Below are 14704 nucleotides of genomic sequence, written 5' to 3'. Positions count from 1 at the left end.
TCGGTGTGAGCACCAAGGTTCTGTCAGCCGTCGCCTGGCCCTACGCCAACGGCCCCCGTCACATCGGCCACGTCGCGGGCTTCGGTGTCCCGTCCGACGTCTTCAGCCGATACATGCGGATGGCGGGCCACGACGTGCTCATGGTCTCGGGCTCGGACGAGCACGGCACCCCCATCCTGATCGCCGCTGACGAGGCCGGCCTGACCCCGCAGCAGCTCGTGGACGAGAACCACCGGTTGATCGTCAACGACCTGGTCGGCCTGGGGCTGACCTACGACCTCTACACCCGCACCACCACGGTCAACCACCACGCGGTCGTGCAGGAGATGTTCACCGGCGTCTTCAACAACGGGTACTTCGTCGAGGAGACCACCAAGGGCGCGATCTCGCCCTCGACCGGCCGCACCCTGCCTGACCGGTACATCGAGGGCACCTGCCCGATCTGCAAGTACGACGGCGCCCGCGGCGACCAGTGCGACAACTGCGGCAACCAGCTCGACCCGGCCGACCTGATCGACCCGCGCTCGAAGATCAACGGCGAGACGCCCGAGTTCATCGAGACCCAGCACTTCTTCCTCGACCTCCCGGCCCTCGCCGAGGAGCTCACCCGGTGGCTCGACGAGCGCGAGGCGACCGGTCTGTGGCGTCCGAACGTGATCAAGTTCAGCCAGAACATCCTCAAGGAGATCCGTCCGCGGGCGATGACCCGCGACATCGACTGGGGCATCGCCGTCCCGCTCGACGGCTGGCGGGAGAACCCGACGAAGAAGCTCTACGTCTGGTTCGACGCGGTGATCGGCTACCTGTCGGCCTCGGTCGAGTGGGCTCGCCGGTCGGGGAACCCCGACGCCTGGCGCGATTGGTGGAACCAGCCTGACGCCCTGTCCTACTACTTCATGGGCAAGGACAACATCACCTTCCACAGCCAGATCTGGCCCGCGGAGCTGCTGGCCTACAACGGCCAGGGTGCCCGCGGCGGGCAGGCCGGCGAGCTCGGTGTGCTCAACCTGCCGACCGAGGTCGTCTCGAGCGAGTTCCTGACCATGGAGGGGAAGAAGTTCTCCAGCTCGCGCAAGATCGTGATCTACGTGCGCGACCTGCTCGAGCGCTACCAGCCGGACGCGTTCCGCTACTTCGTCGCGGTCGCCGGCCCGGAGAGCCAGGACAGCGACTTCTCCTGGGCCGAGTTCGTCCGCCGGACCAACGACGAGCTCGTCGCCGGCTGGGGCAACCTGGTCAACCGGACCGCGACCCTGATCCACAAGAACTTCGGCGAGATCCCCGCTGCCGGTGAGCTCGGCGAGGCCGAGACGGCGCTGCTCGCGACGCTGGCCGGCGGGTTCGACACCGTCGGAGAGCTGATCGGCACCCACCGGCAGAAGGCGGCCATCGGCGAGGCGATGCGTCTGGTCGGTGAGGCCAACAAGTACGTCAGTGACACCGAGCCGTGGAAGCTCGCCAAGACGGCGACACCGGGCAGCGCCGACCGCGAGCGCCTCGCCACCATCCTGCACGTGATGGCGCAGGCGGTCCGCGACCTCAACCTGCTGCTCAGCCCGTTCCTGCCGTTCAGCGCCAACGAGATCGACCGGACCTTCGGTGGCACCGGCGACGTCGCGCCGCTGCCCCGGATCGACGAGGTGCATGACCTCGACGACACCGACCGGACCTACCCCATCATCACCGGCGACTACTCCGCCGTGCCGTCGTGGGGGAGCACCCCGGTGATCGCGGGCGTCCCCGTCGGGAAGCCGTCGCCCGTCTTCGTGAAGCTCGATCCCTCGATCGTCGAGGAGGAGCTGGCCCGACTGGGTCAGTGAGCCGTGCCGTTCCACGTGTGAGGATCGGGGCATGGCCGCCTCGAGTGACGCCCTGCACCGCGCTCCCGAGCACCACCTGGTGGAGCTCCGCCGCGAAGGAACCACGATGGCGCTCTACGTCGCCGTCTGCCTGCTGGGGTATCTCGCCACGCTCGGGGCCTCCCACGACGAGAGCAACCTGCTCCGGAGCATCTGGGGGATCACGCTCGGGCTCGCCCTCGCGCACTGGTTCGCCTATCGCGTCGCGACGCGGATGGCCCTCGGTGGCGTCGTCCGTCGGGCCGATGTGGAGCTGGCCGGAGCCCAGCTCGTCGGCGCCCTCGGCGTGGCCGTGCTCGCGACCGTCCCCGCGCTGCTGCTGTCGGAGGAGCACGAGGGCGAGGGTGTCGCCGTCGTGCTCGCCGGGCTCGTGGCCGCCGCCGGCTACAGCGCGGTGAGGTCCGCCGGCGGCAGTCGGACCCGGGCGATCGCCTACGCCGGACTGGTCCTGCTCGTCGGCGCCGTGGTGGTCGCGCTCAAGAACTGGCTCTCCGGCCACTGACCGTCGGATCGGGATCCCATAGTCGAGTCGCGGACTCGACTATGCTGGGGCCATGTCGGTCACCACGCTCACGCTCCCGTCGATGGAGGGCGCCGAGGTCGTCGTACCCGCTCCCGGCGACGGTCCGGGGAACTGGGCCGGCGCTGCCTCGGCGGTGCTGCACGAGGGCGTCTTCTGGCTCACCTGGCGCAACCGGCGGCCGCTGAGCGAGGGGCGCGGCGTCACCGTCGACGTCGCCCGCTCCGCAGACGGGGTGCACTTCGAGGTGGTGGCAGAGGTCAGCCGCGAGCTCTTCGGCTGCGAGTCGTTGGAGCGCCCGGTGCTGATCCCGCTGCCCGAGGGCGGCTGGCGGCTCTACCTCTCCTGCGCGACCTGGGGCTCCAAGCACTGGTGGGTCGACAGCCTGACGGCGGCCACGCCCGAGGAGCTGCCGTCCGGCGAACGCCGTGTCGTCCTCGCCGGTGACGACCGGGTCGCGGTCAAGGATCCGGTGATCACCGTGACCGACCGCGGGTGGGAGATGTGGCTCTGCTGTCACCCGCTGACCGAGTCCGGCCACGAGGACCGGATGACGTCGCGCCACCTCACCAGCACCGACGGGATCCGCTGGGAGGATCGCGGCGAGGTGCTCGCCGGGCGCCCGGGGGCCTGGGACGAGCGAGGTGCCCGCGTCACCACGGTGCTCGGTCACGAGCCCCTCACCGTGCTGTACGACGGCCGCCCCGATGCGGCCTCGAACTGGTTCGAGACCACGGGGGTCGCGGTCTGGGACGGCGCACGGCTCGTCCCGGACGGCGCGGCCCCGATCGCCAGCCCGTACTCCGACGGCGCCTTCCGCTACGCCAGCGCCGTCGCGCTGCCGGACGGCCGGATCCGCTACTACGTCGAGGCCGCCCGCGCCGACGGCGCGCACGACCTCGTCACGCTGATTCGCTGACCCGGTCGGAACCCGCGTCGGCGGCGCGCTCGCGGAACGAGCCGCGGCTCTCGGTGCCGGTCCAGGCCGAGTAGTCGTCGCCGGTGACCGAGCTCAACAGCGCGATGTCCTCGGCGAAGCGCGGGACCAGTGCGGCCCGGTCCTCCGCGCTGAGTCGCGGTCGATGGGCTTCGCCGCCCCGACGCAGCAGGGGTCGCAGGTGCGGTTCGGCTGCCCGCCAGAGGTCAGGACGGGCGAACTGGCCCAGCCAGGCGCCGGTGCGGATGACCGGTCCGAAGACCTGCGGGCGCCAGCCCGGCTCGACGTAGCTGCGGGTGTTGTCGGCCGGGATCTGCTCGACGTGGTCGGCTCCGATGCCGAGGAACCGTGCGGCTCGGTCCAGGGTCGTCGCCGGAGAATCGACCAGGTCGCGGTAGCGCAGCACCAGGACCTTCTCCGGATCGTGTCGCCGGTGCAGGTCGGCGAGCTGCTCGCCGTACAGGCCCAGCTCCCGGTAGCGCCAGAACGGCGCCCAGCCACGGTCGGCTCGCTCGTCGCTGCGCTCGAAGGCGGTCAGGAAGTCGCTCGCCGGCTCGAGTCCGTCGCACCACAGGTGCATCCAGTTCGAGTACGCCCGGTCGATCGGGTCCCGGACGACGGCGATCAACCGCACCTCGGGGAGCTCCTCGGTGATCCGCTGCCGGGCGCCACGGCTCCAGAGGTAGAACGGGGTCGACTCGCCACGCAGTCGGCGGTCGTGCTTCCCGTGACCCTCGACGGTGGTGAACAGTGCCTGGTAGTCGGCGCGGCGCCAGATCCACTCCTGCTGCGAGTGGGCGTCGCCCGGCCCGTGGTACGCCGGCGGGGGAGCGTCGTCGCAGAGCCAGTACTTCGGTTCCTTCGGATCGCTCATCGCGACCTCGGGGTGGCGGGCCAGGGCGGCGTGCAGCGCCGTCGTTCCGGCTTTCGGGGCGCCGATGATCATGAAGTCGGGCGAAGGACCCTGCATCTCTCCAGACTAAGGAAAGGAGAGTGAGTCAGTAAAGAATGTTGTCCCGAATCACAGGTCAGGCCGGCACGAAGTCGGTCGTCCGGGGTGCCGGGATCTGGGGCTGGCGCAGGACGGACCGTCGGTGCCAGGTCCAGTCGGTCGGCAGCGTGATCCCGTCCAGACCGATGCCGAGGTAGATCAGGCGGTAGGCGTCGGGGTCGGTCAGGCGCTGGTGCTCGGCCAGCGCGTCGATCCGGGATCCCAACGGGGTGCTCTGGGCGGAGCCGAGGTACTCCGCCGTCCGGGTGCCCGGGAGCACGGTCGGCTGGATGCCCGCGGCGGTCATCAGACGTCGGGCGCCGCCGTCGAGGATCATCACGATGGAGTCCATGCCGTTGGCCTGCGCGGCGGTGACGATGCCGTGGTAGAGCGCGGCCGCGCAGAGCACGTTGCGGTTCGGCACCCGGCGGACCGAGATGGTGGCGATGTCCCAGGTGCGCTCCGGGTCGAGGCCGGCGGCACGCGCCGACCGGAGCCCGTCGACGCCCCACGGCTCACGACCGACGTCGTTGAGGGTCTTGAGCCCGGCAGGGCCAGGGGCGATGAACCGGGTCGTCGCCACCGCGGTGCCGGACTCGTCCAGGATCGTCATGAACCCGGTCGAGTCGGCGTAGGCGCTGTACTCGCGATCCCACTCCTCCGGGGTGTTCCCGTAGGTGCTGAGGAAGACCTCCGCCTCGCACTCCAAGGCAGCGTCGAGCTCGGCGCCGACGGGGTCGAGGACGAAGCGTAGGGGTGTGCCGTTCAACGAAACCTCCGAGAGTCACGGACCGATGCGACGGACACCGTAGTGGATCGTTGTGTCGGTCAGTCGTTCGGTCCGGGGAGTTCGAGTGCCGAGGTGATGGTCGGGGCCGTGCTTCCGCTGCCGAAGAGGGCCGCGGTGGTGGTCCAGTCCGAGACCCAACGTTCCACCTCCGACCCCGGCATCGGTCGTGCCAGGTGGTAGCCCTGCACGCTGTCGATGCCCATCGAGACCAGCATCGCCATGTCGCTGGCGGACTCGACCCCTTCGGCGACGGCGCGCATGTCGAGGGCGTGCGCCAGCTGGATGGTCGACGCCACGATCATCCGGCTCCGGTCCTCGGTGGCGACGTCGCGGACGAGGGACCGATCGATCTTCAGCTCGTGGACCGGGAGGTCACGCAGGTGGGTCAGGGAGGAGAAGCCGGTGCCGTAGTCGTCGATCGAGACCTGGATCCCGTGGCCGTGCAGCTCCAGCACGATGGCTCGCGCCCGCTGCGGGTCGGCGAGGAAGGAGTCCTCGGTGATCTCCAGGACCAGCCGCTCGGCCGGCACGACCCACTCCTGGAGCGAGGCGTGCAGGCGCGGGACGAACGTCTGGCTGAGCAGCTCGGGCGGGGCGCAGTTGATCGCCACCCGGACGTCCAGGCCGGCCGCGAGGAAGCCTTGGAGGTCGCGTGCGGCCTGCCAGGCGATGTTGTCCGACAGCAGGCCCATCAGCCCGCCGCGGCGGGCGGCTGCCAGGAAGGCGACCGGACCGAGCAGTCCCTGGACCGGGTGACGCCAGCGGACCAGCGCCTCGAGGCCACGCACCTGCATCGTGGCCGCATCGACCTGCGGTTGGTACCAGACCTCGATCTGCCCGTCGGTGATGCCCTTGCGCAGGTCCTCGCCGAGCTCCAGTCGCGCACGTGAGTACTCGTCGAGGTGGGCGTCGTAGACGACGGCGCCGGACCGGGTGCTCTTGGCCCGGTACATCGCCACGTCGGCCCGGCGGAGGACCTCGCCGCTGTCGGCGTCGTCGGCCTCGACGACCGTGATGCCCAGGGAGCCCCGGGGGCAGATCTCGATCCCCTCGACCACCACCGGCTGGGCCAACGTGGCCAGCAGGTGCTGGGCGGTCTCCATCAGCTCGATCTCGTCGGTGGTCTCGAGCAGGATCGCGAACTCGTCGCCCCCGAGCCGGGCGACCATCACGCCACTCTCGACGGCGTCCTGCATCCGGGTGGCCAGGGCGCGCAGCACGAGGTCGCCGGCGTGGTGGCCGAGGGCGTCGTTGATCTCCTTGAAGCCGTCGAGATCGAGCAGCATCAGCGCCTGGGGGCGACCGTCGGTCAACGAGCTGGTCAGGCGCGCCCGCACCGCTCGGCGGTTGGGCAGCATGGTGAGGTCGTCGGTCTGCGAGAGCACCAGGGCCTCGGTGACGCGGTTCGCGTCGCGCAGTGCCAGCGCCATCCGCACCGCGACGGCGATCATCGTGACCACCGCGGGCGGCAGGGTGTAGAAGGCAAGGGTGTCGTCGGGGCGGAGGGTCAGGACGGCCAAGGCGACGGAGCCGGCCACCACCACCATCCCGGTGCCCGCCGGACGGGGCACGGACTCCACGGCCTGGGTCGCGTGACGCGGTCGGCGGCAGGCTGCCGCCACCAGGAGGGTCCAGGCACCGCCCCACAGGGCGTAGCTGAGGTTGCCGAACTCGTAGTTCGGCTGGGAGGCCTGGAGCGCGAAGCCGGAGTCGGCCCACGCGAGCAGGACGAACGCGGCTCCGAGCATCGCCGTCTTGTACGGGTCGGTGCGGGCCAGCAGCAGCGCCTGGCTCAGCACGACGAGCGCCAGGGCCGTGTCGGCCAGCGGGTAGGCGAGTGCGAGCAGGAGGGGAAGTCCCTCGGCCCCGGACGCCACCTGGATCGGCGTCACGAGGAGGAGGGAGGCGAGACTGGCCGAGGCGCCACAGATCACCACGGCGTCGAGCCAGCGGCGGGTGGGGCGCAGGTGGCGTCGATCCACGTCGGTGACCAGGTAGCAGGCCAGCCCGAGGTAGGAGATCAGGAACAGCCACTCACCCGGGGCAGGGAAATGGGTCTGCTCCTCCATGGTGGCCGCGTTGACGGCCATCGACCCCAGCGACCAGACCACGATGGTGGCCGCGAGCAGCAGCAGCGGCGCACGTCGCCGCCGGTAGAGCCGGGCGGCGAGCAGGAGCCGCAGGACGAGCAGCGGGAAGAAGATCGCCATCGTCGGGAGCAGGATGGCCGTGCGCTCGTCCGAGCTCGCCTGCACCGTCAGGCTGATCACGACCCCCGCTGCGGGGACGATCCAGGACGCGTGGCTGACGAACCGGTAGGCGGCGCGCCACGTGGCCCGATGGGTCACCGGTGCGCCAGCCGAGGGGTGAGTCTGGCTGGTGCTGGTGGCGTTGCGTCTCATCGATCCGCCTTCCCGGGACCTTCGTCCTTTCGGCAGACCCCGACTGTTGTTGAGTGTTTCCGGTCAGGAGACGATGTTGGGTGCGGTGGTCTGGACCACAGCCCGTTCGAAGCTGCCCAGGATGAGGTCGATATCGGCCTCGGACGTTCGCGGGTTGACGAAGCAGAGCCGGAGCACGGTCCGGCCCTCGAAGGTCGTCGGCGTGACCAGGCCGAGCCCGGTGACCCGGGAGCGGTGGGACCAGGCGGCGTACTCCTCCGGACTCCAACCGGGGCGCTCGAACAGCACCACGGACAGCTGCGGTGCCGCAGCCAGGCGCAGCGTCTCGTGGGTCTCGATCTGCTTCGCGGCGTAGGTGGTGAGCTCCAGGCAGTGCTCGACCGCGTCGACGTACGCACCGGTGCCGTTGGCCAGCAGGGAGGACCACAGCGGCAGCCCGCGAGCCCGCCGCGTCAGGTGGACGGCGTAGTCGGCGGGGTTGTCGTCACCCTCGCCGTTGACCGCGTCGAGGTAGTCGGCGTGCTGGCGGTGGGCGGCCCGGGCCAGCTCGGGACGGCGGTAGAGCACCGCGGCGCAGTCGAGCGGCGTGAAGAGCCACTTGTGCGGGTCGATCGTCACCGAGTCCGCCCGCTCGATCCCGCCGAAGAACGGGCGGTACGCCGGCGCGAGCATCGCGGCGCCGCCGTACGCCGCGTCGACGTGGAGCCAGAGACCCCGCTCGGCACAGAGGTCGGCGATCTCGTCCAGGGCATCGACCGCACCGGTGTTGGTCGCGCCGGCGCTGACCACCACCGCGACGATCTCGGACGGGTCGAGCGCATCGAGGACCGGCTCGAGGTCGGCGGCCCGCAGGGGGAGGTCGGCGTCGCCCGCGCCGACGACCTCGCATCCCATGATCGCCGCCGCGCTGCGCACCGAGGAGTGCGACGAGGCGGCCGCCACGACGACGCTCGGTGGCCGACCGGCCGCCGAGACCCGGCCGTGCCTCGCGGTGACGAGCGCGCTCAGGTTCGCGATCGAGCCGCCGCTGACGAAGGTGCCGTACGCCTCGCTCGGGTAGGACACGACGCGGCAGAGCCACTCGAGGGCCGCCCGTTCGGCGTGCACGACCGCGCCGGCCTCGAGCTCGCTGCCGCCGTACACGGAGGCCGCCGACAGGGCGGCGTCGGCGATCACCGAGGCCGTGGTGGGGGCCCCGCCGACGAAGGCGAGGTACCGCGGGTGGTCGGTCGGGAAGGCGGAAGGCAGGACGACGTCGCGCAGCCACCGCCAGGCTGCGTCCTGGCCGAGACCTTCCTCGGTCAGGCCCGGAAGCTCGGTGTCCGGGGCGCGGCGCTGGGCCGGCACCACGGGAGTTCCCGACAACCGGCCGGCGATCCACTCCGAGACCGCAGCGAGAACCTGGTGGTCAGGGGAGGCGAAGTCGTGCACAGCAGACCAATCTCTCGCACCGAGCGAGGTTTCGACGACTTGTGGCACTGTGTTTCACATCGCGTTGCCACTCGTGCTCACTGCGCGGGCGTGCCGCCGTACAGGTAGGTCGGCTGGAAGGGGTTGCAGCCCTTCGCGATGCACTGGGCCTTGAGGTAGGCGTCGACCGACGGGTAGCCGTCGATGGCAGCGCGCTGCTTGGCGGCCTCGGCCCGGCTGACGGCGAGCTCGGCGTTGGCCTGGGCGGCGCGGGCGCGGGCCTCGGCCTCCTTCGACTGGGCGTCCGAGACGGCCGCCTGCTCCCGGGCGACCGCGTCCTTGAGCTCCTGGTTCTTCGGGTCGGGGGTGCCGACCAGGACGGAGAGTCCGTCGAAGAACGAGCCCTTGGCGGTCTGGGTGAGCAGCGAGCTCGACGACTGCAGCGACTCGTTGAGCTTCTTCTCGATCTCGACCTTGGTCGAGGGGTTCTTCCAGACGTCGCGCCAGTTGTAGGCCTGCACGATCCGGTCCAGGGTCTGGTCGGTCGGGTCGCCGACCAGCTTGCGCAGCAGCGTGATCCACTCGCCGTTGTAGCTGCCGTCGCTCTCGAAGACGACGCCGTAGCGGCGCGCGTAGCGCGTGTAGAACTCGGTCAGGTCGTCGCAGTCCGTCTTCAGCGTGAAGCGGACCGTGACCGGGATCAGCATCTCGACGTTGTCGAGCGTGATCGACTTCATCCGCCCGGTGTCGGAGCCCTTCTGGCCGGTCGCGTCCCACTCCCGTTCCGAGGTCGGGAAGTAGTGGTAGGCGTCGTTCGTCTGCCAGAACCACTGCCGGTCGTTGGACGGGATGCAGCCCTTGACCTTCTTCGCCTCCGCCGGCCCGGCACCGACGCGGACGGCGACCATGTCCGACGGGGTGTTGTAGCCGGTGCCGAACTGGATCACGACGAGCAGGGCCACGCCCAGGCTCACGACCAGGGCGATCGCCACCGCCTTGCCCTTGGAGAACTTCATGGCTGACTCCTACGCGTTGGGTCCGAGCTGCTCGCCACACCGGGTGGTGGCGGCGTCGGATCCTAGCGTTCGCGTCTCACGCTGGGCCGAGGAGGTCCCACCGATTTCCCCAGGGGTCTTCGATGACGCAGACCCTGCCGTACGCCTCGTCGTGGGGTGGTCGCACCTCGGCACCACCGACGCTCACGACGGCCGCGAGGGTGGCGTCGACGTCCTGGACCCGGAGGAACAGCCCGACCCGGCCGGCGAACTGTCGACCCACGGCAGCCTCCTGGTCCGGTCCGTCGGCGCGAGCGATCACCAGGCCCGCACCGCCGTCGGCCGGTCGGACCACGACCCACCGCTTGGGACGGCCGTCGGTCGTGAGGGACGGGGAGTCCTCGATCAGGGTGAACCCCAGCGCGCCGGTGAAGAACTCGATCGCAGGGTCGTAGTCGTCCACCAGGAGGGAGAAGAGCTCGAGCGACACTAGAGCGCCGCCATCGCCTGCTGCAGCGGGTCGAGCCCGAGCGAGCCGAGGTTGAGGGCGGCGGTGTGCCACGCCTTGAGGTCGAAGTCCGCACCGGCGCGCTGCCGCGAAGCCTCGCGCATCTCCAGCCAGATCCGTTCACCGACCTTGTACGACGGCGCCTGACCGGGCCAGCCGAGGTACCGGTTCACCTCGAACCGCAGCTGGCTCTCGTCCATCCGGGAGTGCGCGATCATGAACTCCAGCGCCCGGTCGGCGTCCCAGGTCTCACCGACCCGCCAGTTCCAGGGGTTGGCCGGGATCGTCAGCCCGAGGTGCACCCCGATGTCGACCACGACCCGCGCGGCACGGAACGACTGCGAGTCCAGGAAGCCCAGTCGCTCGCCCGGGTCGGCGAAGTAGCCGAGCTCGTCCATCAGACGCTCGGCGTACAACGCCCAGCCCTCGCCGTGCCCGCTGACCCAGCACATCAGTCGCTGCCAGCGGTTGAGGTCGGCGGCGTTGTAGACCGCCTGGGCGCACTGGAGGTGATGGCCGGGGACGCCCTCGTGGTAGACGGTGGTGAGCTCGCGCCAGGTGGCGAACGTGGTCTGGGAGTCGGTGAACGAGAACCACATCGTGCCCGGCCGGGAGAAGTCCTCGGTCGGCACGGTGTACCAGGCGCCGCCGTCGTTCGTCGGCGCGACCTTGCACGCCAGCGTCCGGATCGGCTCCGGGATGTCGAAGTGCACGCCGTGGAACGAGGCCAGGACCTCGTCGGACCGGGCCTGCATCCAGCGCTGGAAGTCGTCCCGGCTGGTCAGGGTCCGCGCCGGGTCGGCGTCGAGGGCGGCGACCGCCTCGTCGATCGAGCCGCTCGGCACGATCAGGCCCGCGGTGGTCGTCATCTCGGACTCGATCCGGGCCAGCTCCTCCCACCCCCAGGCGTAGGTGGCGTCCAGGTCGACGGCGGAGCCGAGGAAGTTGCGCGAGGCGAGGGCGTAGTGCTCCCGGCCGACCCCGTCCCGGTCCCGCCCGCGCGGCGCCATCTCGCCGCGGAGGAAGGAGGCGAGGTCGGCGAACGCGGCCGAGGCCTGTGCCGCCCCGTCGACCAGCTCGGCCACCAGGGTGGGCGGCACCGAGACGTCGGGGGAGTCGACCAGGTCGGCGAAGTAGTTGTGTCCCGGCCGGGTCCAGCCGTCCAGGAGCGCTGCGGTCTCGACGTACTGCCGGCGTGCGCCGACCCGCCCCGCTGCCGCCTCCTCGAGCAGGGTGGTCCGGTACTCCGCCAACGCCTGGGGTACGGCGGCGAGCCGCTGCGCCAGGTCGGAGGCCGCCTCCTCCGAGCTGGGCTCCATCAGGTCGAGAGTGCCGCGGATCCAGTGCGGGGCTCCGTTGATCACCGACAGCTCCGAGCGCTCCAGCTGGGCGTCGGCGAGCTCGACGGCCAAGCCGATCCGCTCCAGGAAGGCGGCCTGTGCCAACGCCTCCCGCTCGTCGGTCGGGGTCAGCGCCGTGACGTCGCGCAACGCGGACCGGTGCACCTCCTCGCGAGCGGCGAAGCCGTCGGGGGAGAGGTCGGGCAGCTCGTGGTCGTGGCCCGGGATCCCGATCGACGTCGCCTCGAGCGGGTCGAGTGCGACCACGTCGGTCACGTACTGGTCGGTGCGGTCATCGATCGGGCGCATGCTCCGAGCCTAGGATGCGGCTGTGACGAACTCGAGCAGCGCCCTCAGCGACGGGGAGACCGTCGTCCTGCAGACCCGCCCCCACCCGAAGGTGCTGGCCGTGGCCGTCCTGATCGGCATCCTCGCACTCGCCGTCGGTGTCGTGGCCCAGGTCAACCTCGGCGGCACCGCCGCGCTGGTGGTGTGGATCGTCGTGGGCCTGGTGGCGGTGTGGTGGGTTCTCCGCCCCATCGTGGAGTGGGTGGCGTCGAGCTACACCGTCACCGACCGCCGCCTGATCACCCGCAGCGGGATCCTGGTGCGGCGTCGGCACGACATCCGGTTCGGCCGGGTCAGCGACGTCGAGTCCGAGGTCAGCCTGATCGACCGGATCTTCGGCTGCGGCACGATCATCATCAGCGACGCCTCGAACAACGGGTCGTTCAAGCTGCACGACGTGCCGCACGTCGAGGACGTGCACCGGACGCTCAGCGACCTGCTGCACACCCGCGACGCGGACGACGAACGGGCCTGAGCAGGTGCTGGCGGATCACCGCGAGGACTCCACCGCACGGCGGTAGCGCGCGGCCAGGACGTCGAGGTGGGCGACCAGCTCGACGGGCGACTCGACCTGGAAGTCGAGCCCGAGCATGCTGATCCAGATCGCGACGGTCTCGAGGTCGTCCCCGCCGGTGACGAGGAGGCACCGTTCGGCATCGATCGGCTCCACCGTGCCGACCGCGGGGTTGATCCGGTCGAGCACCTCTTCGGCGGAGGCGTCGACGGCGAGCCGCGCGTGTACCGTCCAGCCGGTGCGGGCGACCTCGCGCACGACGAAGGTGGTCAGGTCCTCGGTGGGGTGCGGCTGCGGCACGAATCGACGACCCCCGGGGCTGCGCAGCTGCATCCAGTCGACGCGGTAGGGCGCCCAGTCGCCGTCGGGGTCACGTCCGACGAGGTACCAACGACGCTGCCAGGAGACCAGGCGGTACGGCTGGAGCTCGATCGGCTCCTCGCGGTAGAACGCACGGAGTCCCTGATGGTCGCGGATCGCGTCGGCGAGGTCGGCGAGGACGCCCGGATCCACCGGACGGTCGGGAAAGCGGCCGTCCGTGTTGGGGCCGGTGGACGTGGCCGCACGGAGCGCGTCGAGGCGTCGGCGCAACCGGTCGGGCAGCACCTGCTGCAGCTTCGCGAGCGCGCGGACGCTGCTCTCCTCGAACCCTGCGACCCCGGTCGCCGACTGGAGGCCCACGGCGACGGCGACCGCCTCCTCGTCGTCGAGCAGGAGGGGCGGCATCTTCGCGCCCACACCGAGGCGGTACCGGCCGCCGGGACCACGCACGGCGTCGACCGGGTAACCGAGCTCGCGCAGCCGTGCGATGTCGTTGCGCACCGTGCGGGCGCTCACCTGCAGACGCTCGGCCAGCTCGCTGCCACCCCAGTCCGCCCGGGACTGGAGCAGCCCCAGGAGCTCCAGGAGTCGTGCCGCGGTTTCTCGCACGATCGACAGAATAGCGGAACGTATCTTTCCTGAATGGCTCCTAACGTCCTCCTATGACACCTTTCACGATCAACGTTCCCCAGTCCGACCTCGACGACCTCCGCGGCCGCCTCGAACGCACCCGCTTCGCTCCCGCTGTGCCTGGTGACTCCTGGGAGTACGGCACCCCGTCGTCGTACCTCCGCGAGATGGTCGCGCGCTGGCAGCGCTTCGACTGGCGCGCCGTCGAGGCGCGGGTCAACGCCTACCCGCAGTTCCTCACCGAGATCGACGGCCAGACGGTCCACTTCCTCCACGTCCGGTCCGCCGCCAAGGGTGCGACGCCACTGCTGCTGGCCCACACCTACCCGGGATCGTTCCTCGAGTTCGAGGCGATGATCGGGCCCCTCGTCGACCCTGTCGCCCACGGTGGTCGCGCCGAGGACGCCTTCGACGTGGTGGTGCCCTCGATGCCAGGCTTCGGCTTCTCCACCCCACTGGTCGGCACAGGCTGGACGATGGCCCGGGTCGCCCGCACCTACGACACCCTGATGCGTGGCCTCGGCTACGAGTCGTACGGCGTCCACGGCAGCGACGGCGGCGCGATGATCGGCCGGGAGCTGGCGCTCCTCAATCCAGCGGGGTTCCTGGGTGCGCATGTGCTGCAGGTCTTCTCCTTCCCGTCCGGGGAGCCAGGTGAGATGGACGGCTTCGGGGAGAAGGAGTACGCCGCCCTCGCACATCTGGGCTGGTTCCAGTCAGTCGGCGGGTACAACGCGATGAACTCGACCCGGCCGCAGACGATCGCTGCAGCGATGTCGGACTCACCCGTCGGGTGGCTGGCCTACAGCGAGCTGTTCGAGAACTTCGGCAACGGCTCCAGTCTCGTCACGGCCGAGCAGGTGCTCGAGCAGGTCACGCTCTACTGGCTGACCAACACGATGGCCACCGCGATGCGGTACCACTACGAGGAGCAGCACGCACAGGCCGCGCCGGTGGTCAGCCAGGGTCGGATCGGGGTGGCCGTCTTCGCTGACGACTTCCAGACGATCCGACCGTTCGCCGAGCGTGACAACTCCGGCATCGTGCACTGGTCGGAGTTCCCGGCCGGCGGGCACTTCGCCTCGATGGAGGCCCCTGCCGACCTGGTGGCCGACCTGCGGGTCTTCTTCGGCTGAGTC

At 70.6% G+C, this 14704-nt stretch carries 13 protein-coding genes; 5 read left to right on the top strand and 8 right to left on the bottom strand.

Annotated features, from left to right (window positions below; genetic code table 11):
- Nucleotides 1-5 precede the first annotated feature (5 nt).
- Genes metG through ACZ5J1_RS12085 form a run of 3 tightly spaced genes read left to right on the top strand, consistent with a single transcriptional unit; the run spans nucleotide 6 to nucleotide 3298 of the window.
- Nucleotides 6-1820 carry a methionine--tRNA ligase gene (metG, locus tag ACZ5J1_RS12095; RefSeq protein WP_464559091.1) on the top strand — a complete coding sequence of 605 codons (1815 nt, stop codon included), beginning with the start codon at nucleotides 6-8 and terminating at the stop codon, nucleotides 1818-1820.
- Between the two features lie 31 nt (nucleotides 1821-1851).
- Nucleotides 1852-2361 (top strand): hypothetical protein, encoded by a 510-nt coding sequence (locus tag ACZ5J1_RS12090; protein ID WP_464559089.1) that lies wholly within the window; start codon nucleotides 1852-1854, stop codon nucleotides 2359-2361.
- A gap of 52 nt (nucleotides 2362-2413) precedes the next feature.
- Nucleotides 2414-3298: a hypothetical protein gene (locus ACZ5J1_RS12085; protein WP_464559087.1), complete on the top strand. Its 885-nt coding sequence runs from the start codon at nucleotides 2414-2416 to the stop codon at nucleotides 3296-3298.
- On the opposite strand, the gene ACZ5J1_RS12080 is transcribed toward ACZ5J1_RS12085, so the two are convergent.
- The 7 genes from ACZ5J1_RS12080 to ACZ5J1_RS12050 form a co-directional block, all read right to left on the bottom strand.
- Entirely contained in the window at nucleotides 3282-4286 is a 1005-nt protein-coding gene (locus tag ACZ5J1_RS12080) for a sulfotransferase family protein (protein ID WP_464559085.1), read from the bottom strand. The two genes, ACZ5J1_RS12085 and ACZ5J1_RS12080, sit on opposite strands and share 17 nt — an antisense overlap.
- Before the next feature lie 58 nt (nucleotides 4287-4344).
- Nucleotides 4345-5076 (bottom strand): hypothetical protein, encoded by a 732-nt coding sequence (locus ACZ5J1_RS12075; RefSeq protein WP_464559083.1) that lies wholly within the window; start codon nucleotides 5074-5076, stop codon nucleotides 4345-4347.
- 59 nt (nucleotides 5077-5135) lie between these two features.
- The gene (locus ACZ5J1_RS12070) at nucleotides 5136-7499 is read right to left on the bottom strand and encodes a putative bifunctional diguanylate cyclase/phosphodiesterase (RefSeq protein WP_464559081.1); all 2364 of its coding nucleotides are present in this window, start codon (nucleotides 7497-7499) and stop codon (nucleotides 5136-5138) included.
- A 63-nt stretch (nucleotides 7500-7562) separates the two neighbouring features.
- Nucleotides 7563-8930, bottom strand: coding sequence for a pyridoxal phosphate-dependent decarboxylase family protein (locus tag ACZ5J1_RS12065; protein ID WP_464559079.1), 1368 nt, complete (start codon nucleotides 8928-8930; stop codon nucleotides 7563-7565).
- Between the two features lie 77 nt (nucleotides 8931-9007).
- On the bottom strand, nucleotides 9008-9925 hold the full coding sequence (locus ACZ5J1_RS12060; protein ID WP_464559077.1) for an SPFH domain-containing protein: 918 nt from the start codon (nucleotides 9923-9925) through the stop codon (nucleotides 9008-9010).
- 76 nt (nucleotides 9926-10001) lie between these two features.
- Nucleotides 10002-10394, bottom strand: a complete 393-nt coding sequence (locus ACZ5J1_RS12055) for a VOC family protein (protein WP_464559075.1) — start codon at nucleotides 10392-10394, stop codon at nucleotides 10002-10004.
- Nucleotides 10394-12061, bottom strand: a complete 1668-nt coding sequence (locus ACZ5J1_RS12050; protein WP_464559073.1) for a DUF885 domain-containing protein — start codon at nucleotides 12059-12061, stop codon at nucleotides 10394-10396. Before ACZ5J1_RS12050 ends, ACZ5J1_RS12055 begins: the two co-directional genes overlap by 1 nt.
- A 22-nt stretch (nucleotides 12062-12083) precedes the next feature.
- Between ACZ5J1_RS12050 and ACZ5J1_RS12045 the strand changes: the two genes are divergently transcribed.
- Complete coding sequence (locus ACZ5J1_RS12045) at nucleotides 12084-12575, top strand: PH domain-containing protein (protein ID WP_464559071.1); 492 nt, start codon at nucleotides 12084-12086, stop codon at nucleotides 12573-12575.
- Nucleotides 12576-12590: 15 nt separating this feature from the next.
- Here ACZ5J1_RS12045 and ACZ5J1_RS12040 read toward each other — a convergent pair whose 3' ends face one another.
- A complete protein-coding gene (locus ACZ5J1_RS12040; RefSeq protein ID WP_464559069.1) occupies nucleotides 12591-13544 on the bottom strand; it encodes a helix-turn-helix transcriptional regulator in 954 nt (317 codons plus the stop codon).
- A gap of 53 nt (nucleotides 13545-13597) precedes the next feature.
- Between ACZ5J1_RS12040 and ACZ5J1_RS12035 the strand changes: the two genes are divergently transcribed.
- Nucleotides 13598-14701: an epoxide hydrolase family protein gene (locus tag ACZ5J1_RS12035; RefSeq protein WP_464559067.1), complete on the top strand. Its 1104-nt coding sequence runs from the start codon at nucleotides 13598-13600 to the stop codon at nucleotides 14699-14701.
- Nucleotides 14702-14704 lie beyond the last annotated feature (3 nt).

It is taken from the genome of Nocardioides sp. JCM 18999 (genome assembly GCF_055391175.1).
Note: the sequence above shows the minus strand (reverse complement) of the source record. Positions and strands in the feature narration are given on the sequence as shown.

Excerpts from the sequence above, each read along its gene's own strand:
- ACZ5J1_RS12050 (WP_464559073.1), bottom strand. The coding sequence starts at position 12,061 with ATGCGCCCGATCGATGACCGCACCGACCAGTACGTGACCGACGTGGTC.
- ACZ5J1_RS12090 (WP_464559089.1), top strand. The coding sequence starts at position 1,852 with ATGGCCGCCTCGAGTGACGCCCTGCACCGCGCTCCCGAGCACCACCTG.
- ACZ5J1_RS12035 (WP_464559067.1), top strand. The coding sequence starts at position 13,598 with ATGACACCTTTCACGATCAACGTTCCCCAGTCCGACCTCGACGACCTC.
- ACZ5J1_RS12085 (WP_464559087.1), top strand. The coding sequence starts at position 2,414 with ATGTCGGTCACCACGCTCACGCTCCCGTCGATGGAGGGCGCCGAGGTC.
- ACZ5J1_RS12060 (WP_464559077.1), bottom strand. The coding sequence starts at position 9,925 with ATGAAGTTCTCCAAGGGCAAGGCGGTGGCGATCGCCCTGGTCGTGAGC.
- ACZ5J1_RS12080 (WP_464559085.1), bottom strand. The coding sequence starts at position 4,286 with ATGCAGGGTCCTTCGCCCGACTTCATGATCATCGGCGCCCCGAAAGCC.
- ACZ5J1_RS12070 (WP_464559081.1), bottom strand. The coding sequence starts at position 7,499 with ATGAGACGCAACGCCACCAGCACCAGCCAGACTCACCCCTCGGCTGGC.